At 71.3% G+C, this 23,512-nt stretch carries 22 protein-coding genes; 12 read left to right on the forward strand and 10 right to left on the reverse strand.

Going from position 1 to position 23,512, the window contains the following annotated elements; translation table 11 throughout:
• Positions 1-184 precede the first annotated feature (184 nt).
• The 5 genes from sigE (at position 185) to ACWGDB_RS37830 (ending at position 5,943) form a co-directional block, all read left to right on the forward strand.
• Positions 185-883, forward strand: a complete 699-nt coding sequence (gene sigE, locus ACWGDB_RS37810) for an RNA polymerase sigma factor SigE (protein ID WP_369273240.1) — start codon at positions 185-187, stop codon at positions 881-883.
• Positions 880-1,851: an anti-sigma factor family protein gene (locus tag ACWGDB_RS37815; protein WP_453826597.1), complete on the forward strand. Its 972-nt coding sequence runs from the start codon at positions 880-882 to the stop codon at positions 1,849-1,851. Before sigE ends, ACWGDB_RS37815 begins: the two co-directional genes overlap by 4 nt.
• Positions 1,852-2,277: 426 nt before the next feature.
• A complete protein-coding gene (locus ACWGDB_RS37820; RefSeq protein ID WP_453826598.1) occupies positions 2,278-4,416 on the forward strand; it encodes a S1C family serine protease in 2,139 nt (712 codons plus the stop codon).
• A 183-nt stretch (positions 4,417-4,599) separates the two neighbouring features.
• Complete coding sequence (locus ACWGDB_RS37825; protein ID WP_383628180.1) at positions 4,600-5,049, forward strand: sec-independent translocase; 450 nt, start codon at positions 4,600-4,602, stop codon at positions 5,047-5,049.
• A gap of 228 nt (positions 5,050-5,277) precedes the next feature.
• The gene (locus ACWGDB_RS37830) at positions 5,278-5,943 is read left to right on the forward strand and encodes a hypothetical protein (RefSeq protein ID WP_453826599.1); all 666 of its coding nucleotides are present in this window, start codon (positions 5,278-5,280) and stop codon (positions 5,941-5,943) included.
• A gap of 79 nt (positions 5,944-6,022) precedes the next feature.
• Here ACWGDB_RS37830 and ACWGDB_RS37835 read toward each other — a convergent pair whose 3' ends face one another.
• The 3 genes from ACWGDB_RS37835 to ACWGDB_RS37845 are packed head-to-tail and all read right to left on the reverse strand — an operon-like array spanning position 6,023 to position 9,095.
• Positions 6,023-7,156 carry an Mrp/NBP35 family ATP-binding protein gene (locus ACWGDB_RS37835; protein ID WP_453826600.1) on the reverse strand — a complete coding sequence of 378 codons (1,134 nt, stop codon included), beginning with the start codon at positions 7,154-7,156 and terminating at the stop codon, positions 6,023-6,025.
• 42 nt (positions 7,157-7,198) lie between these two features.
• On the reverse strand, positions 7,199-7,810 hold the full coding sequence (locus tag ACWGDB_RS37840; protein WP_453826601.1) for a DUF1003 domain-containing protein: 612 nt from the start codon (positions 7,808-7,810) through the stop codon (positions 7,199-7,201).
• Positions 7,800-9,095 carry a magnesium transporter MgtE N-terminal domain-containing protein gene (locus tag ACWGDB_RS37845; RefSeq protein ID WP_453826602.1) on the reverse strand — a complete coding sequence of 432 codons (1,296 nt, stop codon included), beginning with the start codon at positions 9,093-9,095 and terminating at the stop codon, positions 7,800-7,802. The genes ACWGDB_RS37840 and ACWGDB_RS37845 overlap by 11 nt, the downstream gene beginning before the upstream one ends.
• Positions 9,096-9,306: 211 nt before the next feature.
• Between ACWGDB_RS37845 and ACWGDB_RS37850 the strand changes: the two genes are divergently transcribed.
• Positions 9,307-10,050 (forward strand): hypothetical protein, encoded by a 744-nt coding sequence (locus ACWGDB_RS37850; protein WP_383603159.1) that lies wholly within the window; start codon positions 9,307-9,309, stop codon positions 10,048-10,050.
• A 56-nt stretch (positions 10,051-10,106) separates the two neighbouring features.
• Here ACWGDB_RS37850 and ACWGDB_RS37855 read toward each other — a convergent pair whose 3' ends face one another.
• Positions 10,107-10,619 carry a hypothetical protein gene (locus tag ACWGDB_RS37855; RefSeq protein WP_453826603.1) on the reverse strand — a complete coding sequence of 171 codons (513 nt, stop codon included), beginning with the start codon at positions 10,617-10,619 and terminating at the stop codon, positions 10,107-10,109.
• Between the two features lie 55 nt (positions 10,620-10,674).
• The gene (locus tag ACWGDB_RS37860) at positions 10,675-11,790 is read right to left on the reverse strand and encodes a magnesium and cobalt transport protein CorA (RefSeq protein ID WP_383603153.1); all 1,116 of its coding nucleotides are present in this window, start codon (positions 11,788-11,790) and stop codon (positions 10,675-10,677) included.
• A 508-nt stretch (positions 11,791-12,298) separates the two neighbouring features.
• Here ACWGDB_RS37860 and ACWGDB_RS37865 point away from each other — a divergent pair.
• Positions 12,299-12,883: a suppressor of fused domain protein gene (locus ACWGDB_RS37865; RefSeq protein ID WP_453826604.1), complete on the forward strand. Its 585-nt coding sequence runs from the start codon at positions 12,299-12,301 to the stop codon at positions 12,881-12,883.
• A 40-nt stretch (positions 12,884-12,923) separates the two neighbouring features.
• Here the strand turns inward: ACWGDB_RS37865 and ACWGDB_RS37870 are convergent, their stop codons facing one another.
• Positions 12,924-14,150: an MFS transporter gene (locus ACWGDB_RS37870; RefSeq protein WP_453826605.1), complete on the reverse strand. Its 1,227-nt coding sequence runs from the start codon at positions 14,148-14,150 to the stop codon at positions 12,924-12,926.
• Between the two features lie 158 nt (positions 14,151-14,308).
• Here ACWGDB_RS37870 and ACWGDB_RS37875 point away from each other — a divergent pair, with 158 nt between their 5' ends.
• From ACWGDB_RS37875 to ACWGDB_RS37885, 3 genes are all read left to right on the forward strand, one after another.
• Positions 14,309-14,950, forward strand: a complete 642-nt coding sequence (locus ACWGDB_RS37875; protein WP_453826606.1) for a DUF6758 family protein — start codon at positions 14,309-14,311, stop codon at positions 14,948-14,950.
• 220 nt (positions 14,951-15,170) lie between these two features.
• Positions 15,171-16,028: a PHP domain-containing protein gene (locus ACWGDB_RS37880; protein WP_453826607.1), complete on the forward strand. Its 858-nt coding sequence runs from the start codon at positions 15,171-15,173 to the stop codon at positions 16,026-16,028.
• 78 nt (positions 16,029-16,106) lie between these two features.
• Complete coding sequence (locus ACWGDB_RS37885) at positions 16,107-16,712, forward strand: MarC family protein (protein WP_383603141.1); 606 nt, start codon at positions 16,107-16,109, stop codon at positions 16,710-16,712.
• A 102-nt stretch (positions 16,713-16,814) separates the two neighbouring features.
• Here ACWGDB_RS37885 and ACWGDB_RS37890 read toward each other — a convergent pair whose 3' ends face one another.
• Positions 16,815-16,967, reverse strand: a complete 153-nt coding sequence (locus ACWGDB_RS37890) for a hypothetical protein (protein WP_427840048.1) — start codon at positions 16,965-16,967, stop codon at positions 16,815-16,817.
• A 217-nt stretch (positions 16,968-17,184) separates the two neighbouring features.
• On the opposite strand from ACWGDB_RS37890, the gene ACWGDB_RS37895 reads away from it, so the two are divergent.
• The gene (locus tag ACWGDB_RS37895; protein ID WP_383603135.1) at positions 17,185-18,078 is read left to right on the forward strand and encodes an NYN domain-containing protein; all 894 of its coding nucleotides are present in this window, start codon (positions 17,185-17,187) and stop codon (positions 18,076-18,078) included.
• 69 nt (positions 18,079-18,147) lie between these two features.
• Here ACWGDB_RS37895 and ACWGDB_RS37900 read toward each other — a convergent pair whose 3' ends face one another.
• Positions 18,148-19,053, reverse strand: coding sequence for an alpha/beta fold hydrolase (locus ACWGDB_RS37900; protein ID WP_453826608.1), 906 nt, complete (start codon positions 19,051-19,053; stop codon positions 18,148-18,150).
• Positions 19,054-19,155: 102 nt separating this feature from the next.
• Positions 19,156-21,681: a DEAD/DEAH box helicase gene (locus tag ACWGDB_RS37905; RefSeq protein ID WP_453826613.1), complete on the reverse strand. Its 2,526-nt coding sequence runs from the start codon at positions 21,679-21,681 to the stop codon at positions 19,156-19,158.
• A 472-nt stretch (positions 21,682-22,153) separates the two neighbouring features.
• Here ACWGDB_RS37905 and ACWGDB_RS37910 point away from each other — a divergent pair, with 472 nt between their 5' ends.
• A complete protein-coding gene (locus ACWGDB_RS37910; protein WP_427840045.1) occupies positions 22,154-22,936 on the forward strand; it encodes a ferritin-like fold-containing protein in 783 nt (260 codons plus the stop codon).
• A 172-nt stretch (positions 22,937-23,108) separates the two neighbouring features.
• On the opposite strand, the gene ACWGDB_RS37915 is transcribed toward ACWGDB_RS37910, so the two are convergent.
• On the reverse strand, positions 23,109-23,378 hold the full coding sequence (locus ACWGDB_RS37915; protein WP_453826609.1) for a hypothetical protein: 270 nt from the start codon (positions 23,376-23,378) through the stop codon (positions 23,109-23,111).
• Between the last annotated feature and the right edge of the window lie 134 nt (positions 23,379-23,512).

Raw genomic sequence — 23,512 nt, forward strand, 5'->3', positions numbered from 1 at the left:
TCACGACGACGAGCAGGGCCGAGAGCAAGTGCTGACGCAGGCGCACCAGCCGTGTCAGCCCAGATCAAATTCTCGTAAAACCGCTTATCCGGAGCTAACGGGCGAGGTGGCTATGGTAGGGGCTCCACTGGACACCACCAGAGCCGATAGGGGAGGTGCGGCTGCGCCTGTGGATCGGGGAGGAGTGCTCCGGCGCTTTCTCGGATCGGCGGGTAGGCCGAAATCCGTGAACGACACCGCTGACCACAGCCACGCCGACGACTACGCCCAGACCGCGACCTTCTCCACCGACGCGGACGGGCAGGCGTGGACTCCGCCCACCTGGGAGGAGATCGTCAGCACGCACAGCGGCCGCGTCTACCGCCTGGCGTACCGCCTCACCGGCAACCAGCACGACGCCGAGGACCTGACGCAGGAGGTCTTCGTCCGCGTCTTCCGCTCCCTGTCGACGTACACGCCGGGCACCTTCGAGGGCTGGCTGCACCGCATCACCACCAACCTCTTCCTGGACATGGTCCGTCGCAAGCAGCGCATCCGCTTCGACGCGCTGGGCGACGACGCCGCCGAGCGGCTGCCCAGCAAGGAGCCCACGCCCCAGCAGGTCTTCAACGACGCGCACTTCGACGCCGACGTCCAGCAGGCCCTCGACACGCTCGCGCCCGAGTTCCGCGCCGCGGTCGTCCTGTGCGACATCGAAGGACTGTCGTACGAGGAGATCGCCGCGACCCTCGGCGTCAAGCTCGGCACCGTCCGGTCCCGTATCCACCGTGGCCGTTCCCAGCTGCGCAAGGCCCTCGCGCACCGTTCGCCGGAGGCGCGTGCCGAGCGCCGCTCCTTCGTGCCGCGCGTGCCTGCACTGGGGGGAGGGGGCGCGACCGCGTGAGTGGCACTCGACCCAACCCCGCCGAACGGCTCCTCGCCGAGCAGCACCTTGGCGACCGACTCTCCGCGCTCGTCGACGGAGAGCTCGGTCATGAGACGCGCGAGCGCGTCCTGGCCCACCTGGCGACCTGCGCCAGGTGCAAGTCGGAGGCCGACGCCCAGCGCCGACTGAAGAACGTCTTCGCGGAGGCGGCCCCGCCGCCTCCCTCCGAGAGTTTCCTGGCCCGTCTTCAGGGCCTCCCCGGGGGAGGTGACCTGGACGGCGGCGGCTCGCCGCTGGGCGGGGGAGGGTTCGGCGGACTGTCCGGACGGCCGGGCGCCGGGGCCTTCGGAGTGAACCGGGAGGACCGCTTCGAGTTCGGATACGTCCCGTCGCGTTCGCACGCCGTACCGGCGCTCCCCGCCTCCGACCGCGGCTTCCGCACCCACCCCGTGGGCCGTCATGACGCCGATCGCGCTTCCTCCCGTATGAGGTTCGCGTTGGTCGCGGCGGGCGCGGTGTCGCTGGCGGCCATCTCGCTGGGCGGCGTCACGACCAGCGCGCCGACCGACGCGGAAGCGCGCGGCGGCTCGGGGGCCGGCAGCAACGTGACGCCGACGCGGACCCAGGGCACGGGCGCCACGACGACACCGGAGAACCAGCGCCGCCGCGCCGTGGGCCCCCTGCTGGCGCAGGGTCAGGGCGCGCAGACGCCCGACACCCCCGTGGCCCCGACCGAGGTCGCGGCTCCCCTCCTGCCCGGCATGGCGGCCCAGCCCGCCGACGCGGACATACACACCCTCGCCGCGCCCGTGGTGGCCGGCGCGGCCGCCATGTCCCCGCTGATACGCCCGCTCAGCGCGACCCCGCCGCTCGCCCTGACCTCGTGGGCCACGACCGCCGCGATCACGGCTGCCCCCGACCTGCTCACCGCACCCCTGCCCGACGTGACCTCATCCCCCTCCGCCCCTCCGGCCACCGGCCGCTGACCCGGCCTCTGCGCAGCGGCCCACGAACCTGATTGAATCCAGGGTGGGCCGCGCGTCGTGCCTGTGGGCCGGGCGTGGAGTGGATGGACTGCGGCCGCCGTTGACGCCGCGTGCCGGATGGGGGGTAGCACGAAGTCGCCGGTTTCCTGGGGGGAACCTGAGTGCGACAGCGCAGAGTCGTGTAGGCATTCGGGCGCCGGGACGCCCCGGTGGCGGCCTGCCGGGAAGCCAGGGATCGCATGTAGCCGCTGCCGTTGGCGCGGCACCGTTCGGGCCGGGTTCCTTGGACAGCCGGCACATGGGCTGCGGGGTGGCGACCGATCGGCTGAGGCTGCCCAGCCGGACGCCGGCCGTGTCCGTTCGGATGCGGCCAGGAGCGGAGCGGCCTATTCGAGCATCGGGTCAGCAGTGAGCAGGAAGCAGAGCATGAACGAGGGGAAGCCCGCGAAGGCGAAGTGGTGGAACCGACCTCGACCGCAGGGGCCTTCGGCCGAGCAGGCGGGGGCGGCTCCGACGCCGGAGGACTTCAGCGAGCCGGCGAGACCGGCCGGGGCTGCCGGAGATGCCGGTGCACGGGGCCACGGCGCCGACACCGACGGGGACTTCGAGCTGGCGCGGCCTGCGGCGAGCGACGGGCGTGGTGGGACTTCGGCCGAGGGCGACTTCGAGCTGGCGCGGCCCGTGGAGGCAGCAGTCGACGACGGGGCCTCGACGGAGGGGGACTTCGAGCTTCGGCCTGCGGTGAGCGGCAGTGGCGACGACGGGGCTTCCGCCGAGACGGACTTCGTACTGGCCCGGCCTGTTGCGCGCGTGGACGGCGACGGTGACGGTGACGGCGACGCGGCTTCGACTGAAGGGGACTTCGAGCTGGCGCGGCCGACCGGAGCACTCGTGTCCGTCCCGGACGCCGACGTGACGGTCACGGCAGTCGGAGCTGCTGACGACACCGAGCGCCCCAAGCCCCTGCACGACCCCGACCCCTACAGCACCCCGCCCTACGGCGAGCCCGGCCCCTGGGCGCCCGCTCCGCCCGTCCAGCACCCGGCGACCACGCCCGCGCACGGGACGGCCGTACCGCCCCCAGCCCCGCCGGCGCACGGCGTGCCGATGCCCGCGCCCGGTGCACCCGCCCCGGCGACCGGCACCGAGGCCGCAGCGCACACCGCACCCGCGCCTCCGGTACCCCCGCCCCCGTCCGTCACCGAACCCACCCCCGCGCCGACCCCGGCCCTCAGCGCAACCGTCACGGCGGCGCCGCCCGCCATCCCCGCCCGGACACCACCTTCGGTGCCCGGCACAGCCAGCCAGGCCGCCCCGGCCCCGGCGGCCCCGGCGGCGGACACCCCAGCCCCCGCCAATCCCTGGCAGAACTACGACCCCTGGTCCCGCACGCCCCACCCCACCGCCTCCCTCCAGCAGAACGGCGTCGCAGGCGTCATCGGTGAGCCGAGCCGCAGGCGCGGGAGGCAGGCGCTCCTCGTCGGTGCCCTGTTGCTCGCCCTCGTGTCCGGTGGGGTCGGTGGTGCCGTGGGGGCGTATCTGGAGCGCACCGGGGGCGTGGGGGACGTGGAACTGCCGCAGGCAGGCAGTGAGTCCGCCGGGCGGGCGCCGGACAGTGTCGCGGGGATCGCCGCGCGTGCCCTGCCGAGTGTCGTGACGCTGCATGTGAGCGGCAGCGAGGAGCAGGGCACCGGCACCGGGTTCGTGCTCGACGATCGCGGTCACATCCTCACCAACAACCACGTCGTCGAACCCGCGGGCGATGACGGCGAGATATCCGTGACCTTCCACAGCGGCGACACCGCGAAGGCCACCGTCGTCGGACGGGACGGCGGCTACGACCTCGCCGTCGTCAAGGTCACCGGCGGCAGCGACCTCGCCCCCCTGCCGCTCGGCAACTCCGACAACGTCCAGGTCGGCGACCCTGTCGTGGCCATCGGCGCCCCGTTCGACCTGGCGGGCACGGTCACCTCCGGCATTGTCAGCGCCAAGGAGCGGCCGATCACGGCCGGCGGTGAGAGCGGCGACGGGAGCGACGTGTCGTACGTCGACGCCTTGCAGACCGACGCGCCCATCAACCCCGGCAACTCCGGCGGCCCGCTCCTCGACGCCCAGGGCCGTGTCGTCGGCATCAACTCCGCGATCCGTTCCGCCGACAGCGGCTCCGACCTCGACGGCGGCCAGGCCGGCTCCATCGGCCTCGGCTTCGCCATCCCGGTCAACCAGGCCAAGCGCGTCGCCGAGGAGCTGATCAACACGGGCAGGGCGACCCACCCCGTCATCGGGGTCACGCTCGACATGGACTACACCGGCGACGGAGCCCGCGTCGGAGCCAAGGGCAGCGACGGCGGTCCCGCGGTCACCGGCGGCGGCCCCGGCGCCAAGGCCGGCATCAAGTCGGGCGACGTCATCACCGAGGTCAACGGCCAGCGCGTCCACTCCGGTGAGGAACTCATCGTCAGGACCCGCGCCCACCGCCCCGGCGACCGGCTGCAGCTGACCTTGGAGCGCGGCGGAAAGGAGATCTCGATCTCGCTGACGCTGGGCTCGTCGAGCGGCGGCTGAGCGGGGCCGAGACTCACAGAAACCTCTCAGCGTGACCCGTGTCACCACCCACACGGGTCCTGACAAGGCAAACAACCCGGAAAACCGCACGCCCACACGCATTCGGAGGCCTCGGGACAGTACCGGTCGTAGCGGATCGCCGGGTACCGTGGAGCCGACCGAGGACATCGCAAGGAGCTTCAGGTGTTCAATGACATAGGACCGCTCGAGCTGGTGACGCTCATTGTCCTCGCCGTGCTCGTCTTCGGTCCGGACAAGCTCCCGAAGCTCATCCAGGACGCCACGCGGACGATTCGCAAGATCCGCGAGTTCTCGGAGAGTGCCAAGCAGGACATCCGGCAGGAACTGGGCCCGGAGTTCAAGGACTTCGAATTCGAGGACCTCAACCCCAAGACGTTCATCCGCAAGCAGATGGACAACGACGAGCTGGGGCTGAAGGAGATCCGCAACGGCTTCGACCTGAAGAAGGAAATGGCCGAGGTCACCGACGCCGTCCACGGCCGTGACGCGGAATCGTCCTCGTCGTCCTCCGCCTCGGGAACCTCGGGTTCCGCAGGCGGCGCGATCGACATGACGAAGAAGCCCGAGAACCCCCGCGACGAGCGCCCGCCCTACGACGCGGACGCCACCTGACCCGTACGAACACGCGGGCGGGACACCGCTCGTACGTGACGCTTCTCATACTCCGCTCGGGTCGTGCACGGCCTGAACCCGCCCTCTGTGCGCCCCACGCGCCGGGCGGTTTCACTGCTGTTCGGAGCGGTGTGGCTATGCTGCCGAGTTGTTGTGCGGACCGGACGAGTACGCCCGAAGGGGGGCGGGCCGGGCTGGTCCGGCGAGAACGAGGAGGCGTCCGGGCACATGGAGACGACGAGTCAGACGACGAGTCGGGCAGTCGCGCAGGCGGCCGCGGAGAGCGGACAGCAGGTCCCCTCCGCCCGGCGCACGGTCGACGGCTACCTGTTGGCGCCCTTCCCGTGGTACGGCCTCGATGAGGCCTTCACGGGGCCGCGCTGGCTGATGCAGGTCGGCATGGCGGCCGACGGATCCGTGGAACACGGCTCGACCGGACACGGCGACGAGCCCTCCGTACGGAACGAGGCGACGGAGGACCGGGAGAAGTTCGCGGTGGTCGTGACCGTCGCGGCGAACCCGTCCCGGCACAGCGCCGACGGTACGGGGCTGCTGGAGGCCACATCGGTGTCCTCGGCGGCGTGGCTCGCGGGGGTGGGGCTGCTGTCCTTCACCTGGCCGGGCCAGATGGACCACACGCTGCGCGACGACTGGCTGGAGCAGCAGACGGAGACGGCGTGGGCCCTCGCGGACGACCTCGAGGGTTCGGACTGGTCGACGCTGTCCCTGCCGGTGGACGGGGTGCCCACGCCCTTCCACTACCGGGAGTCCGAGTTCGGCTGGGTGCTGGCCGGCTCCACTCAGGAGGGCGTGCACGTGGGGGCGTACGGGCGGGGCATGAGCGCGTACGGGCTGGGCTTCGCCATGATCAAGGACATCTCGGCGTACGCCTAGGCCTCGGCCTGCCGCGAGACGCAGTTACGACGATGGGGGCGCCGTCCGGTGAGACGGCGCCCCCATCGTCGTACAGGTCTCAGAACTTGTTGCGCGGCGTGATCCCCAGCGACATGCCCGAAAGGCCGCGCTGGCGGCCTCCCAGCTTCCCCGCGATCGCGCGCAGGGCCGAGCCGGCCGGGGAGTCCGGGTCCGTCAGGACGACCGGCTTGCCCTCGTCGCCGCCTTCGCGCAGGCGGACGTCGATGGGGATGTTGCCGAGGACCGGGACGTTCGTGCCGGTCGTGCGGGTGAGGCCCTCGGCGACCACCTGGCCGCCGCCGGTGCCGAAGACGTCGACCATCTCGTCGCAGTGCGGGCAGGGCAGGCCGGACATGTTCTCGACCACGCCGACGATCTTCTGGTGGGTCTGGACGGCGATGGAGCCGGCCCGCTCGGCGACCTCGGCGGCCGCCTGCTGAGGCGTGGTGACGACGAGGATCTCCGCGTTCGGGACCAGTTGGGCCACCGAGATGGCGATGTCGCCCGTGCCCGGGGGAAGGTCCAGGAGCAGGACGTCCAGGTCGCCCCAGTACACGTCCGCCAGGAACTGCTGGAGCGCACGGTGCAGCATCGGGCCGCGCCAGACCACCGGGGCGTTGCCCGGCGTGAACATGCCGATGGAGATGACCTTCACGCCGTTCGCGGACGGCGGCATGATCATGTTCTCGACCTGGGTCGGACGCCCGTCCGCGCCCAGCATGCGCGGCACGCTGTGGCCGTAGATGTCGGCGTCCACGACGCCCACCTTGAGGCCGTCGGCCGCCATCGCCGCCGCCAGGTTGACCGTCACGGACGACTTGCCGACGCCGCCCTTGCCGGAGGCGACCGCGTACACGCGGGTCAGCGAGCCCGGCTTGGCGAAGGGGACCTCGCGCTCGGCGGTGCCGCCGCGCAGGGCGTTCGCCAGTTCCTTGCGCTGCTCGTCGCTCATGACGTCGAGCGTGACGTCGACGCGGGTGACGCCCTCGACGCGGGAGACGGCGTCCGTCACGCGCTGGGTGATCGTCTCGCGCATCGGGCAGCCGGAGACCGTCAGGTACACGGTGACCGCGACCGCACCGTCCGCACCGATCTCCACCGACTTGACCATCCCCAGTTCGGTGATGGGGCGGTTGATCTCGGGGTCGTTCACCGTCGCCAGCGCTTCGCGCACCGCGTCTTCCGTAGCCATAGGACGATGGTACGGCGCGGTAGCCATGCCCCGGTAAGCCCGTCAGCGGTCGTCTACGTCACGTCCCGGAGACCGATCTGCCGGGAATACTCCGCGCTCGCGGTGACCGCCGTGCCGGTGACCGTTGCCCCGCTCGTCCAGGTCCTTCAGCAGGTCCTGCAGCTCCGAGCGCATCCAGTCGCGCGTGGCCACCTCGCCCAGGCCGATGCGCAGCGCGGCGATCTCGCGGGTCAGGTACTCGGTGTCGGCGATCGACCGCTCGTTCTGCTTGCGGTCCTGCTCCAGGTTGACCCGGTCGCGGTCGTCCTGCCGGTTCTGCGCGAGCAGGATCAGCGGGGCGGCGTAGGAGGCCTGCAGGGACAGGGCCAGCGTCAGGAAGATGAACGGGTACTCGTCGAACCGCAGATCGCCGGGTGCGGCGATGTTCCACAGCACCCACACGATGATCACGATCGTCATCCAGACGAGGAACCGTCCGGTGCCGATGAAGCGGGCGACGCGCTCCGACAGCCGTCCGAAGGCCTCCGGATCCCACTCGGGCAGGATCCGGCGGCGCGGCGGGCGGGGTTGGTCGAGGCGGGTACGGGGCGCCCGGGTGGTCGCGGTGGCGCCCGACACGACGCGCTCGCGCGTGCCCTCGCGTTCAGGAGCCATGCACCGTCACCCCCTCGCCGGCGCCCTCGTCCAGGTGGAACTCCGTCTCCCGCCAGTCGTCGGGCAGCATGTGGTCCAGTACGTCGTCCACGGTCACCACGCCCAGCAGCGACCCGGACTCGTCGACGACGGGCGCCGCGACCATGTCGTACGTCGCGAAGAACCCGGCGACGACCGGCAGCTCCGCGTCCGGGTCCAGAGCCTCCAGAGCCTCGTCGACCATCGAGCTGACCAGCGTGTACGGCGGGTCGCGCAGCAGCCGCTGGAAGTGGACCGTGCCGAGGTACTTGCCGGTCGGGGTCTCGTCGGGCGGTCGGCAGACGTAGACCTGGGCGGCCAGGGCGGGGGACAGGTCGGGGTTGCGGACCCGGGCGAGGGCGTCGGCGACGGTGGCGTCGGGGCGCAGGATGACCGGCTCGGTCGTCATCAGACCGCCGGCCGTGTGCTCCTCGTACGCCATCAGACGGCGCATGTCGGCCGCGTCGGCGGGCTGCATCAGGCTCAGCAGCCGCTCCTTGTCGTCCTCCGGCAGCTCACCGAGCAGGTCGGCCGCGTCGTCCGGGTCCATGGCCTCCAGGACGTCGGCGGCGCGCTCCTCCTTCAGCTTGCCGAGGATCTCGATCTGGTCGTCCTCGGGGAGTTCTTCGAGAACGTCGGCGAGGCGGTCGTCGTCGAGGGCCGCGGCGACCTCGGCACGGCGCTTGGGGGAGAGGTGGTGCAGCACGTTGGCGAGGTCGGCCGGCCGCAGCTGCTCGAAGGTGGCGAGGAGGCTCTCGGCGCCCTGTCCCTTCTCCTCCAGGGTGAATCCGGTGACGGCGGACCACTCGACGGTCAGCGACTCGCCCCTGGCCCGCCGGAAGGCGCCGCTGCGGCCGCCCTTGCGGACGAACACCTTGTCGATCTCCCAGTCCCGGCGGGCCGGCAGCTGCCCGACCGACAGATCGAGGACGGTGACCTCCTCGCCGGTCTCGACGAGGGTGACGCGCCGGTCGAGCAGCTCGCCGAAGACGAGGCGCTCGGTGGGGCGCTGCTCGAAGCGGCGGACGTTGAGCACGCCGGTGGTGATGATCTGGCCGGACTCGATGCTGGTGACGCGGGTCATGGGCAGGAAGATGCGGCGCCGGGTGGAGAGTTCGACGACGAGGCCGAGCAGGCGTGGCGGGCGCCGGCCGACGCGCAGCATGACGACCAGATCGCGGACCCGGCCCACCTGGTCGCCGTTCGGGTCGAACGCGGCGACGTCGGCGAGGTGCGAGACGAAGATCCGGGGAGCGCCGGCTGCCATTGCTGAGGCTCCTTTGCCTGTCGTTGCGCTTGCCTGTTCGTGGACTGTGCCGCATACCCGAATTGCCCGCTCGGGTGGGCTTCAGGCTAGCCCGTCCGGATCCGATACGCCCTGGTGAGCAGTCCGGACGGACTGGCTCCGCCTGGGCCCTGACACCCCGGTACGCTGCGGTACGCCGCTCGGGTCCCACAACAGAAAGGCAGCCCCACCTGTGCCTGCGATTCCTCAGGGTCGTATTCGCCGGGCCGCGATGCTGAGCGCCGTGTGCGCGCTGGTCGTGTCGGGAGCCGGACTGACGGGATGCAGTAGTGAGGACCCGGACGAGGGCACCAACGGGGTCGGCAAGCTGCCGGCCGCCGAGATCCAGCGCAAGACCCGCAAGGCCGCCGACTCCGCCGAAGCGGTCCGCCTCGCCGGGAGCGTGGTCACCAGCGGGCGCACCTACAAGCTCGACATGCAGCTGAAGTCCGACGGCGGGACGGGGTCGGTCACCGCCCAGGGGGCCACCTTCCAGCTGCTGCGGATCGGTGAGCAGCTGTATCTGAAGGCCGACGCCGGGTTCTGGAGCGATGCGGACGGCGCCAAGACCGACGCGGCGGCGGACAAGCTGAACGGCAAGTACGTGAGGGTGCCGGAGGGGGATCCGTCGTACAAGAAGTTCAGCGGCTTCACGGACAAGGGTGTCCTGCTCGACGGCCTGTTGACGCTCCACGGCGCTCTCGCCACCGACGGGCACCACGAGCAGGAGGGCACCCGCATCATCCGCATCACCGGCGACAAGGGCGCCGGCGGCACCCTCGACGTCTCCCTGGAGGGCACCCCCTACCCGCTTCGCCTCACCCGCGCGGGCGGCGGCGGCACCTTGACCTTCTCGGCCTGGGGCAAGGACTTCCCGCTGGAGAAGCCGGCCAAGGACGAGACGGTGGACTACGGCAAGCAGCTGCCGACGTCTTGACGGCGCTGCCCGGTAACCGTCCTGCTCAGTGACCCGCCCGGCCGGGCAGCGGCCGCCTAGCGGCGCCGCTTCTTCTTCAGCAGCAGCCGCGGCAGCCCCGCGGGGATCGGCTCACGTGTCGTCGCGGGGGACGGCAAGGGGGCTTCGGCCAGTGAGCCGTCCGGCAGCGGGGCGGTGCCTCCCGTCGGCTCCAGGCGCAGCACCCGGCACTCGCGGGCCCAGCGGGCCGGCATGGCCTCACCGTCGGGCGCGTTGAGGCGCTTGCCCTTCAGCTCGGCGACCGTCGCCTCCCACTGCTCGGAGCCCGGCGCCAGCTCCACGACCTTCGCCGACCAGGAGACCAGCCGGCCCCCCTTGTCCTTGCTGCGGACCGTCACCTCGGCCTCGGCCGCGTCGGCCAGCCCCGGCAGCGGCTGCTCGCCCGGCCCGTCGCCGACCACGCACGCCGCACCCTCGTGCCACGCGTGCCACAGAGCCCGGGCCGGGGTGCCGGGTCCCCTGACCCAGATGAGGCCGGACTTCTTCGTGGCCTCCTCGACGAGGGCCTGGTCGAGCAGCTCGCTTGTCATGGCCCAAGCCTATCCAGGCGACTGCGGCCCGGTCGGGGGCGCCGGATCGGGCCGCTCAGAGCCATCCGTTGCGCTTCAGCGTGCGGTGGATGCCCAGGCAGATGGCCACCGTGATGCTCATGATCACCGGGTAGCCGTACTTCCAGTGCGTCTCCGGCATGTAGTCGAAGTTCATGCCGTAGACCCCGCACACCATCGTCGGTACGGCGATGATCGCGGCCCACGAGGTGATCTTCCGCATGTCCTCGTTCTGCGCCACGGACGCCTGCGCGAGGTTGGCCTGGAGGATCGAGTTGAGGAGCTCGTCGAAGCCGATGACCTGCTCGTGCACGCGCGCGACATGGTCGGCGACATCCCGGAAGTACTTCTGGATGTCCGGGTCGATCAGCCGCATCGGCCGCTCGCTCAGCAGCTGCATGGGCCGCAGCAGCGGCGACACGGCGCGCTTGAACTCAAGTACCTCGCGCTTGAGTTGGTAGATCCGCCCCGCGTCCGTGCCGCGCGGCGTGCCCTTGCGCCCCGGCGAGAAGACCTCGGTCTCCACCTCGTCGATGTCGTCCTGCACCGCGTCGGCGACGGCGATGTACCCGTCGACGACGTGGTCGGCGATCGCGTGCAGCACGGCCGACGGGCCCTTGGCGAGCAGCTCGGGGTCGTCCTGCAGCCGGTGGCGCAGCGCCCGCAGCGAGCCCTGCCCGCCGTGCCGGACGGTGATGAAGAAGTCCCGGCCGGTGAAGCACATGACCTCGCCGGTCTCGACGACCTCGCTGTTGGCGGTGAGTTCGTCGTGCTCGACGTAGTGGATGGTCTTGAAGACGGTGAACAGCGAGTCGTCGTAGCGCTCCAGCTTGGGGCGCTGGTGTGCCTGCACCGCGTCCTCGACGGCCAGTGGGTGCAGCCCGAACTCACTGGCGATACCGGCGAATTCGGCCTCGGTCGGCTCGTGCAGCCCGATCCACACGAACCCTCCGTCCCGCCGTACCCGGCGCATCGCCTCGTGCGGGGTCAGCGGCTGCGGGGTCTCGACGCGGGCGCCGTTGCGGTAGACGGCGCAGTCGACGACGGCGGAGGGCGTCGCGGGGTCGCGGGTGGTGTCGTACGTGCCGGTGTCCTTGCGCAGCGAGACGCGGGACGGGCGGACCACGGCGCGCAGGTCGCGGATCATCGACATGAGCAAGCTCCTTCGCAACGGGCAACGAAGCGTGGGGGGCCGCAGCACGGTTGGAACTACCCGGAATGGGGACGTCCTGACTTCAGGATGTTTGGCACGTCCACAAAGCGGGGAGCACCGCACCGTCGCGGTGATGGGCTTCGTTGCTGATTCAGATCAGACAGATCAGGCAAAGCGAAACGAAGTGCTCTTCCGTGTGAGGACGCGAGCATGAAAGGCGGCGGTCAGCCGGAGGCGGAACAGCCGAATCAGCTACATCAGCGGCGGGAAGAGCGAGTGGTACTGCACGGTCGACTTCGATCCATGACAGCCCCACCTCCTCCGGCCGGTCCCTCGTGAGGGACGATCCATACCCCGTTCGGGGTTCCCCGTAGGGGAGTCTCAATTCGGTGTCAGGACTCGATCGCGAAGCTTCTGCATGCCGTCCCGAACACCGGGCAAGAGTATCAGCCGACTGAAGTGTCAAGGCGCTCCTTTGCCCGGTACTGACGAGTTCTATGCTCGGCTCATGGCTGATGTTCTCCCTCTGGTCGAGGCCCGGTTGCGCTCCGCGCTGGGCGAACCGGACGCACGCGCGGCGGTCACCTTCCTCGGTACGGACCGCATGGAGGTGCTCCGCTTCCAGGAGGGAGACCTCGTGCGCTACGCCACACTCGGCATGTCCGCGCATCCCATGAACGACCCCAACGCGATGGTCGCCGATCCGGTCAAGGGCCCCCGCGCCGAGCTGGTGCTCTCGGTCCGCTCCGGGCTCGCCGACACCGACAAGGTGCTCCGCCCGCTCGCCGTGCTCGCCGCGTCCCCGCAGGTCGAGGGCGTGATCGTGGCTCCGGGTGCCTCGCTGGACGTCGGTGACCCGCTCTGGCCGGGTGCCCCGTTCACCTCGGTCCTCGTCGCCGAGCCGGGCGGCCTGGTCGACGACCTGGAACTCGACGAGCCCGCCGACCCGGTGCACTTCCTGCCGCTGCTCCCCATGACCCCGAACGAGGCCGCGTGGAAGCGGGTGCACGGCGCCCAGGCCCTCCAGGAGCGCTGGCTGACGAACGGGACGGACCTCCGGGATCCCGCCCGAACATCCGTCCCGCTGGACTGACACCGCGTGAGCAACCTCACCAACCGGTGGCGGAAACACGTCAGTTGGCGAACACGGTCACGCTGTCCTCGGTGGCGTGCGCCGGGGCCAGCTCCTCGGCTTCGTGCGCCAGCGACTTCCGCCGTACGACGACCACGAGTGAGCCCAGCACGGCTGTGACGGCCGCCACGACGAACGGGATGCGGAGACTGCCGGACCACTCCTCGATCCTCGGCGCGAAATAGGGTGCGGCCGCCGCGGCGAACCACCGTACGAAGTTGTAGCCCGCGCTCGCCACGGGGCGGGGCGCGTCGGAGACGCCGAGCGCCAGCTCCGTGTAGACGGTGTTGTTCACGCCGATGAACGCGCCGGACAGGATCGTGCAGACGACGGCGGTGGTGTGGTCGCCGTAGCCGAGGACGAGCACGTCCACGGCCAGCAGCACCAGCGAGCCGCCGAGCACCTTCAGCGAGCCGAACCGCTTCTGCAGGCGCGGGGCCACGATCACCGAGAACACGGCGAGCAGCAGACCCCAGGCGAAGAACACCGCGCCCGACCGGTACGGGCTCATGTTCAGCACGAACGGTGTGAAGGCCAGCACGGTGAAGAACGTGTAGTTGTAGAAGAACGCCGAGACCGCCGCGGACGCCAGGCCGCCGTGGCCGAGGGCCCTGATCGGGTCCAGCAGCGAGGTCTTGCGGGCCGGCTTCGGCTGTTCCTTCAGGAACGCCGCGATGCACAGGAAGCCGACCGCCATCAGCGCGGCCGTACCGAAGAACGGGTAGCGCCAGCTGGCGTCCCCGAGCAGCGCGCCCAGCAGCGGCCCGCATGCCATGCCGAGGCCGAGGGCGGACTCGTACAGCAGGATCGCAGCCGCGCTGCCGCCGGCTGCCGCGCCGACGATGACGGCGAGGGCCGTCGACACGAAGAGCGCGTTGCCGAGCCCCCAGCCCGCCCGGAACCCGACCAGCTCGCCGACCGATCCGGACGTGCCCGCGAGCCCGGCGAAGACGATCACGAACGCGAGGCCGAGCAGCAGGGTCTTGCGGCCGCCGATGCGGCTGGAGACGAATCCGGTGACCAGCATCGCCACGGCGGTGATGAGGAAGTACGAGGTGAAGAGCAGGGAGACCTGACCGGCGGTGGCGTGCAGGCCGCCGGCGATGGACGGCAGGATCGGGTCGACGAGCCCGATGCCCATGAAGGCCACCACGGAAGCGCCGGCGGTCGCCCACACGGCCCTCGGCTGCCGCAGGATGCTGCCCGTTCCCGCGTCGAAGGGGTCCATTGCGTTCTCCAATCCGCACTGAGGTAGGTGGCCGATGCACAGAGTATGTTAGCTAGTCTAATTAATGCAAGCTACATCTATATTGGATCGGCACGGGTTCCGTCCGGACGGGTGATCGTCCTTGACGTGGCGCAGAAGGGGTAGGACCGTGGGGGCCTATGAGGGGCGAACCCAGTTGCCCGAAGTGTGGTGGCCGGGTCAGGGCTCCCGGACTCTTCGCCGACACCTGGCAGTGCGATGTGCACGGCACCGTGCATCCGGTGCAGCCCGTGATCCCGCCCAGCGTCGAGGCCCTCGGTGTGGTCGTGCATCGCACGCATGTGCCGGTGTGGATGCCGTGGCCGCTGCCGATCGGCTGGCTGTTCACAGGCGTCGCCAGCGCGGGCGACGACCGCAGTGGCGGCCGTGCGACCGCCGTGGCCTGCTCCGGACCCGGTCCGCTGGGCGGCATGGGTGAGCTGATCCTGGTCGCCGAGGAACTCGGCGTCGGTCTCGGCGCGCGCTACGCGGGCATCGACGGTCCGGACCCCGGGCCGTACATGAACGTCGAGAAGCCACCCCAGGCCAAGGTCCTCGCCGCCGGCCGGCCGACCCCGCTGTGGCATGTCACCGGCGCCCCCGACGACCGCGCCGTCTTCGCGGGTGAGGCGCTCGGGATGTGGCTGTGGGCGGTCGCGTGGCCCGAGCAGTCGGGGTTGCTCATGTACGACGAGCTGGTCCTGACGGATCTGCGGGACGCGGGGGCCGAGGTGGAGCTGGTGCCCTGCGGGGCGTTGTCGCCGCGCTTGCTCGAGCCGTAGCGCTCCGCTGGGCCGGGCCGTGACGCGCCCAAGAGTTCGGGTGGCCGAGGACGGTCCGCGGCCGCGGGTGGGTTCGTGGTTGATCGCGCAGTTCCCCGCGCCCCTTCAGGGCGTTGCCCGTAGGGGGTGCTCGGGCTGTGCGGGTGTGACAAAGGGTCGTTGAAAACCTGGTTATCCTTGAGCGTCCCCTTCCGTGCCGTCAGTGAATGGAGTTCGTGTCGTGCGTATCGATCTGCACACCCACTCCACCGCTTCCGACGGCACGGACACCCCCGCCGAGCTGGTGCTGGGCGCCGCCGCGGCCGGACTGGACGTCGTGGCGCTCACCGATCACGACAGCACCCGCGGATACGCCGAGGCCATCGCCGCGCTGCCGGAGGGGCTCACCCTCGTCACCGGCGCCGAGCTGTCCTGCCGTATCGACGGGATCAGCATGCACATGCTGGCCTACCTCTTCGACCCCGAGGAGCCGGCGCTGCTCGCCGAGCGGGAGCTGGTGCGCGACGACCGGGTGCCCCGGGCTCAGGGCATGGTCGCCAAGCTCAACGAGCTGGGGGTGCCCGTCACCTGGGAACAGGTGCTGCGGATCGCCGGTGAGGGCTCGGTCGGGCGGCCGCACGTCGCCTCCGCGCTGGTCGAGCTGGGAGTCGTGCCGAGCGTGGGCGACGCCTTCACCGAGGACTGGCTCGCCGACGGCGGCCGGGCCTTCGTGGAGAAGCACGAGACCGACCCGTTCGAGGCGATCCGGCTGATCAAGGCCGCGGGCGGCGTCGCCGTCTTCGCGCACCCCGCCGCGAGCAAGCGGGGCCGCACGGTGCCGGAGTCCGCCATCGCGGACCTGGCGGCGGCCGGGCTCGACGGCATAGAGGTCGACCACATGGACCACGACCCCGACACGCGGGCGCGGCTGCGCGGGCTCGCCAAGGAGCTCGGGCTGCTGACGACCGGCTCCAGCGACTACCACGGCAGCCGCAAGACGTGCGTGCTCGGCGAGTACACGACGGACCCCGAGGTGTACGGCGAGATCACGCGGCGGGCCACCGGGGCGTTTCCCGTGCCGGGGACCGGCGGGGTCTGAGGCTCACCCCGTCACCGCTCCACCCCGTCACACCCTCACTCCCGCGTCCCGTTCGTTCCGTTTCTCTGCAAGGCACCCATGTTCGACCTCGCCGTCTTCGGCTCCCTTTTCCTGACCCTCTTCGTCATCATGGATCCCCCCGGGATCACCCCGATCTTCCTCGCGCTCACCTCCGGCCGGCCGGCCAAGGTGCAGAAACGGATGGCCCTCCAGGCCGTCTGTGTGGCGGGCGGTGTGATCACGGTCTTCGGGCTCCTCGGCCACCAGATCCTCAACTACCTGCACGTCTCCGTGCCCGCGCTGATGATCGCGGGCGGGCTGCTGCTCCTGCTGATCGCGCTCGACCTGCTCACCGGCAAGACGGACGAGCCCAAGCAGACCAAGGACGTGAACGTCGCCCTCGTCCCGCTGGGTATGCCGCTGCTCGCCGGGCCGGGCGCGATCGTGTCGGTCATCCTCGCCGTGCAGAAGGCCGACAGCGTCGCCATGCAGGCGTCGGTGTGGACGGCGATCCTCGCCATCCACGTCGTGCTGTGGCTCGTGATGCGGTACTCGCTGCTGATCATCCGGGTCATCAAGGACGGCGGCGTGGTCCTGGTGACGCGGCTCGCGGGCATGATGCTGTCGGCGATCGCGGTGCAGCAGATCATCAACGGCGTCACCCAGGTGATCCAGGGCGCCTGAGCCCTCGAAAGCGTCCCCCGGAACCGCTCCCGGATGCGCGAAGCCCCCGTCGGCGTCAGTGCCGTACGGGGGCTTCGAAGCTGCTGCGGTGATCCGCGTCTGTTATGAGGCCGCGGTGTCGGCCGGTCGGATCCACAGCCGCTGTCCGGTGGCGGCAGCCTGCTGAACGATCCGGTTGACGGAGGCGGCGTCCACGACGGTGCTGTCCACGGGCGTACCGTCGAACTCGTCGAGTCGCATGATTTCGAAGCGCAAGGGCTTCTCCCTTCGTCTGGTCATCCTCCTGCGGAGAACTGAGGAGAACTACTTGGTTACACACGTATGCAACGTGCTTCGTGTTACAAACATTCCCTACGCTAAAGAAATTTTTCGAACGTCTAACTACTGACCGGTAAACGGTCGTCCAGAGATCAAGGCGGGACTGACCGGGACCGGTTGTGTTCGCAGCGTGACCGCCGGGACAATGGTGGCGATGAACGACGACCTCGCGGCGCTCGGCGCCCGCATCGACCACACCAACGAGCTGCTGCAACGCATGCTCGCCGAGGTGGCGAAGACGCCCTCGACCCATGCGATCTTCGTCGACGCGGGCTATCTCTACGCGGCCGCGGGACGGCTGGTCGCCGGGACGGAGGACCGCCGGGCCTTCGATCTGGACGCCGAGGGGCTGATCGAGGCGCTCATCGACCGGGCGCGCACGATCTTCGCGGACAGCAGGCTGCTGCGGGTCTACTGGTACGACGGCGCCCGGCGACGCATCCACACCGCGGAACAGCAGTCGATCGCCGAGCTCCCCGACGTGAAGGTGCGGCTGGGGAACCTCAACGCCAACAACCAGCAAAAGGGCGTCGACTCGCTGATCAGGACCGACCTCGAGTCCCTGGCCAGGCACCGCGCCATCAGCGACGCGGCCCTGCTCGGCGGTGACGAGGACCTGGTCTCGGCGGTCGAGGCCGCGCAGGGGTACGGGGCGCGGGTGCACCTGTGGGGCATCGAGGCGCCGGAAGGCCGTAACCAGGCCGAGCCCCTGCTCTGGGAGGTCGACAGCCAGCGCACCCTCGACCTCGACTTCTTCAAGCCCTACGTCTCCCGGCGCACGGCCGCCGCATACGAGACGGCGGGCGCCCGGCCGACGCGGGAGGACGTCCGGTTCGTCGGCGCCCAGATCGCGGCGAAGTGGCTCGCGGCGCGGGGGCGGGAGTCGCTCGTGGAACTGCTGCCCGGGCATCCGTATCTGCCCGGGTCCGTCGACCAGGACCTGCTGGTGGAGGCCGAGGGGCTGCTGCAGTACTCCCTGCGTGGGCAGGCGGATCTGCGGCGGGCGCTGCGGGACGGGTTCTGGGAGCACCTGCAGGCGCAGTACTAGACCCGGCGCAGTACTGGACCAGGCGCAGTACTGGGCCGGGCGCCGGACCGGGCCGGACGCCGGACCGGACTACGCGCCGTACCGGACCTGGGTGCCGGACCCGTCGACGCTGTCCCAGAAGTCCGCGACGGCTTCGGAGGTGCGCAGGGGCTGGTCGGCGTTGGGGGAGTGCTCGGCGCCGGGGATGACGGTGCGGCGGGCGTTCAGCCGTGCGGCCATGTCGTCGAGGAGCGGGACCGGCCAGGTGTCGTCGCTCGCGCCCGACAGGACGTGGAACGGGAGCGGGAGGGCCGCGAGTTCGTCCACGCGGTCCGGCTCCGTGGTCAACTGGCGCCCTGTGGCGAGGAGTTGAGCAGGCTTCGTGCCGAGCCAGCGGCGCCGCAGCAGGTCCGGGCCGCCGATGCCGCGCGCCGGCCCGCCGACCTCCTCGGGCGGCCCCATCGCGAGGATCGCCTCCCACGTCTCGGCCATGGTCATCACCGTGAGCGCGTCCCGCAGCAGCTTCACGCGCTGCTGCTGGGAGTCGGAGATCTGGGCGGGGCCCGACGCCATGAGGGTGAGCGAGCTGAACGGGGTGTGGTCGAGGAGGACGGCCGCGCGGGCGATCTGGCCGCCGAGGGAGTGACCGAAGAGGTGGAGAGGGGCGTCGAGAGCGCCGAGGGCCGCCACCTGTGCGAGGACGTCCCGGGCCAACTCGCCTCGCGCGTACGGCGCTTCGTCGTGCTCCGGACCGTCCGACTCGTGCTGTCCCCGCCCGTCGACGGCGATCGTACGGTAGCCGCGCGCCGCGAGCGGCTCGTGCATGAGCCTGAAGTCCTCCTTGCTGCCCGTGAACCCGGGAAGCAGCAGGGCGACACCTCGGACCCCGACGCCGGGAGCGGCGGGGGAGTCGACGACGGCGAAGGTGCCGCGGGAGGTGTGGAGGGCGTAGGCGCGGGCGTTCGGGGGCGGCGTGAAGGCGGGTTGGGTGGTCACGGGGGGAGGGTAGCGGGTGGGCCGTAGGACCCCCACGGGTCGGTCCGGGAAAGCCGACGGCCCGGCCCCGCGCGAGGCGGGACCGGGCCGTCGTACGGGAGATCAGCTCTCCGCGGGCTCCGTGGCGGCCGTGGCCTTGCGGGCGCGGCGCACCTTGGGCTTGGCCTCGGCCGCGCCGTCGGCGGCCTCCACGGTCGCCGCCGCCTTGCGGGTACGGCGACGAGGCGCGGGCGCCTCGGTGGCCTTCGGCTCCGCGGCGGCCGTCGGCTCCTGCGTGGCCTGAGCCGGGATCTCGGCGGCCTTCACGGGCGCCGCCGCGGTCTTGCGGGTGCGGCGTGCCTTGGGCTTGGCCTCGGCGGCCTCGGCCGTGTCGACGGCAGCCTCCGCGGCGGCAGTCGCCTTGCGGGTCCGGCGGGGCTTGGCCTCGGCGGCTTCCGGCTCGGTGACGGTCGCGGCGGCCTTGCGCGTACGACGCGGCTTCGCCTCCGTGCCCTCGGCCGTGTCCACGGCGGCCTCGGCGGTGGCCTTGCGGGTGCGGCGCGCCTTGGGCTCGGCCTCGACGGCTTCCGCTGTGTCGACGGCAGCCTCCGCGGCGGCGGCCGTCTTGCGGGTGCGCTTCGGCTTGGCCTCGGCGGCCTCCGGCTCCTGGGCCGTCTGGGCCGGGATCTCGGCGGCCGGGGTGGCCGACGCCGCAGTCTTGCGGGTGCGGCGTGCCTTGGGCTTGGCCTCGGCGGCCTCGGCCGTGTCGACGACGGCTTCGGCCGCAGCCGTTGCCTTACGGGTCCGGCGGCGCGGCTTGGTCTCCGTCGCCTCCGGGGTCTGCGGCGCGGCCTCGGCCGTGTCCACGGCGGTCTCCGCCGGTGCCGTCGCCTTACGGGTGCGGCGGCGCGGCTTGGCGGCGGGGGCCTCGTCGGCCACCGGGACCTGGTCGGCCGCAGGAGCCGCGGCGGGCTCGGACGCCTGCACGGCCTCCGCGACCTGCGTGGTCTGCGCCTCCGGCGTCGCCACGGCCGGAGCCGAAGTCGCCTTCGGCTCCGCCGACTTGCGGGTCCGACGGCGGCGCGACTTCGCCGGGGTCTCCTCGGCGGAGTCCAGGGACGGGCCCTCCGCCGGCGTGACGGCCGCCTCTGCGGCGTCCGTGGGCTCGGAGGCCGAGGACGTGGCCGTCACGGCCTGCTCCGGCGACGCCCCACTGCGGGTGCGGCGACGGCGGCGCGGGGTGCGCGGCTCGGTGACGGACTCCGCCGTGGTGGCCCCGGCGGTCTCCTCCGGAGTCCCGGAACCGACGGCGGGCGCCGACGTCTCGTCCAGCGTTGCTCCGCCACGCGTGCGGCGGCGGCGACGCGGCGTACGCGCCGGGCGCTCACGGTCCGACGAGGGCGAGCGGGACTCGTCCCGGCCGCCTCGGCCACCGCGACCGCGCGCACCGCGTCCGCCGGTCTCGCCGAGGTCCTCCAGCTCCTCCGCCTCCAGCCCGGCGCGCGTGCGCTCCGAGCGGGGCAGGACACCCTTGGTGCCCGCGGGGATGCTCAGTTCCTCGAAGAGGTGCGGGGACGTGGAGTACGTCTCCGGCGGGTCGTTGAAGCTCAGCTCCAGCGCCTTGTTGATCAGCTGCCAGCGCGGGATGTCGTCCCAGTCGACGAGGGTGATCGCGATGCCCTTGGCGCCCGCGCGGCCGGTGCGGCCGATGCGGTGCAGGTACGTCTTCTCCTCTTCCGGCGACTGGTAGTTGATGACGTGCGTCACACCCTCGACGTCGATGCCGCGAGCGGCGACGTCGGTGCAGACGAGGACGTCCACCTTGCCGTTGCGGAAGGCGCGCAGGGCCTGCTCACGGGCGCCCTGGCCGAGGTCGCCGTGGACCGCGCCGGCCGCGAAACCGCGCTGCTTGAGCTGGTCGGCGAGGTCGGCCGCGGTGCGCTTCGTACGGCAGAAGACCATGGCCAGTCCCCGGCCGTCGGCCTGCAGTATGCGCGCGACCATCTCGGGCTTGTCCATGTTGTGCGCGCGGTACACGTGCTGCGAGGTGTTCGCGACGGTCGCGCCCGCGTCGTCCGGCGCGGTGGCGCGGATGTGGGTGGGCTGCGACATGTAGCGGCGCGCGAGGCCGATGACCGCGCCCGGCATGGTCGCCGAGAACAGCATGGTCTGGCGCCTGGCCGGCAGCATGTGGATGATCTTCTCGACGTCGGGCAGGAAGCCCAGGTCGAGCATCTCGTCGGCCTCGTCGAGGACGAGCGCCTTGATGTGCTTGAGGTTGAGCTTCTTCTGGCCCGCGAGGTCCAGCAGTCGGCCCGGGGTGCCGACGATCACGTCGACGCCCTTCTTCAGGGCCTCGACCTGGGGCTCGTAGGCCCGGCCGCCGTAGATCGCGAGGACGCGGACGTTACGCACCTTGCCCGCGGTGAGCAGGTCGTTGGTGACCTGCGTGCACAGCTCACGGGTGGGGACGACGACGAGCGCCTGCGGGGCGTCGGTGAGGGCGTCGGGCTTGGCGCGCCCGGCCTCCACGTCGGCGGGGACGGTGACGCGCTCGAGGAGCGGGAGACCGAAGCCCAGGGTCTTGCCGGTGCCGGTCTTGGCCTGGCCGATGACGTCCGTGCCGGAGAGGGCGACGGGGAGGGTCATCTCCTGGATGGGGAAGGGGTTGACGATGCCGACGGCCTCAAGGGCCTCGGCGGTCTCGGGAAGGATTCCGAGCTCTCGGAAAGTCGTAGTCAGGGTGCTGCCTCTTCTGTGTACGCGGTGCGAGGCGAGCGCGGGGGTCTTGACGGACCGTGCCGGGGACGTCGGCTGCCATACGGATTGGCCGTAGGACACGGGACCACTGCCGACGCTCTAGCGCTCGTACCGCTGAGGGTGTCCCTCCGGTCGTCGTACGCATCTGTGCCGTACGACCGGGGAGGGCTGTCGGGTCGGAGCCGATCGGGCCACCGACCGGGCATCCTCATAACGTGCGGCCCGTCGAATACATCAGAGTACTCAGCGGGCGCATTACCACCATACCCCGGAAACGCGCACATGCGATGGCCGAATTGGTCACGTAGTCGGCGTCACAGTGATTGACCAGGGACTTCCGTGGCGTGGCGAGCGGGCTATTGTGCGCTTCATGACGACGCCTGACAACACGCCCGACGCCTCCGACACCGCTGACTCCGCCGTCGAGACCGGCGGCACCGTCGCACACACCGGGGTCGCCGCCCAGGACTGGGCGCAGGCCTCCGCCGATCCGCAGTACCGGGCCGCCGTCGTGGACCTGCTCGGTGCGCTGGCCTACGGGGAGCTGGCGGCGTTCGAGCGGCTCGCCGAGGACGCCAAGCTGGCGCCGACGCTGGCGGACAAGGCGGAGCTGGCCAAGATGGCGTCGGCCGAGTTCCACCACTACGAGAAGCTGCGGGACCGGCTCACCGAGATCGGCGCCGAGCCCACGCAGGCGATGGAGCCGTTCGTCGCCGCCCTGGACGGCTTCCACAAGCAGACGGCGCCCTCGGACTGGCTGGAGGGGCTGGTCAAGGCGTACGTCGGTGACTCGATCGCCAGTGACTTCTACCGGGAGGTCGCCGCGCGACTCGACTCGGACTCGCGGGGGCTCGTGCTGGCCGTGCTCGACGACACCGGGCACGCGTCGTTCGCCGTGGAGAAGGTGCGGGCCGCCATCGACGCGGATCCGCGTGTGGGTGGACGGCTCGCGCTGTGGGCCCGGCGCCTGATGGGGGAGGCGCTGTCGCAGTCCCAGCGGGTCGTCGCCGACCGGGACGCGCTGTCCACGATGCTCGTGGGCGGGGTCGCGGACGGGTTCGATCTCGCGGAGGTCGGGAAGATGTTCTCGCGGATCACCGAGGCGCACACCAAGCGGATGGCTGCGCTGGGGCTGGCGGCTTAGGCTGCCCCACGTTCTGGGGGCCCGCGGCCCCCAGACCCCCGCCGCGGCCCTGGACGGGCCTTGTCCTCAAGCGCCGGACGGGCTGGATGCTGCCGACCGGTGCCGGGACGTGACCGTCGGCCTTCGGCCTTCGGAAGGCGTCAGGAAGCCGGCGGCCGGTCGTCCTCGGAATCTACGCGGTCGCCGAGTGCCGGCTCAGTCTTCCCGCGGGGCGTACCAGCAGGGAGAGAGAGGCGGCGGAGACGACTGCCGCGCCGATCAGGATCACGAAGAGGTTGCCGAAGTCCAGCGCGGTGTGCGTGATGAACGCGCCGAAGAGGGCGCCTGCCACGCCCGTCGGCAGGACCAGGGAACTCGTCGGCATACGGTGCGGCAGGCGGCGGGTGGCAGCCCACGCCAAGGCCAGGCCTAGGATCGCGGAGCTGAGCGCTTCCAAGAGCATGCTGGGGTCCCTCCCACATGGCCGACCTGCTCGAACCCGGTCGTAGCCCGTCATACCCCTGACCTGCGGAATGCAATCCTCCTGTGTGATCGATCCGTGCTCCGATCGTGGAGAAACGGGAGGGGCCCGGCGAC

The organism is Streptomyces sp. NPDC055013 (assembly GCF_053608645.1).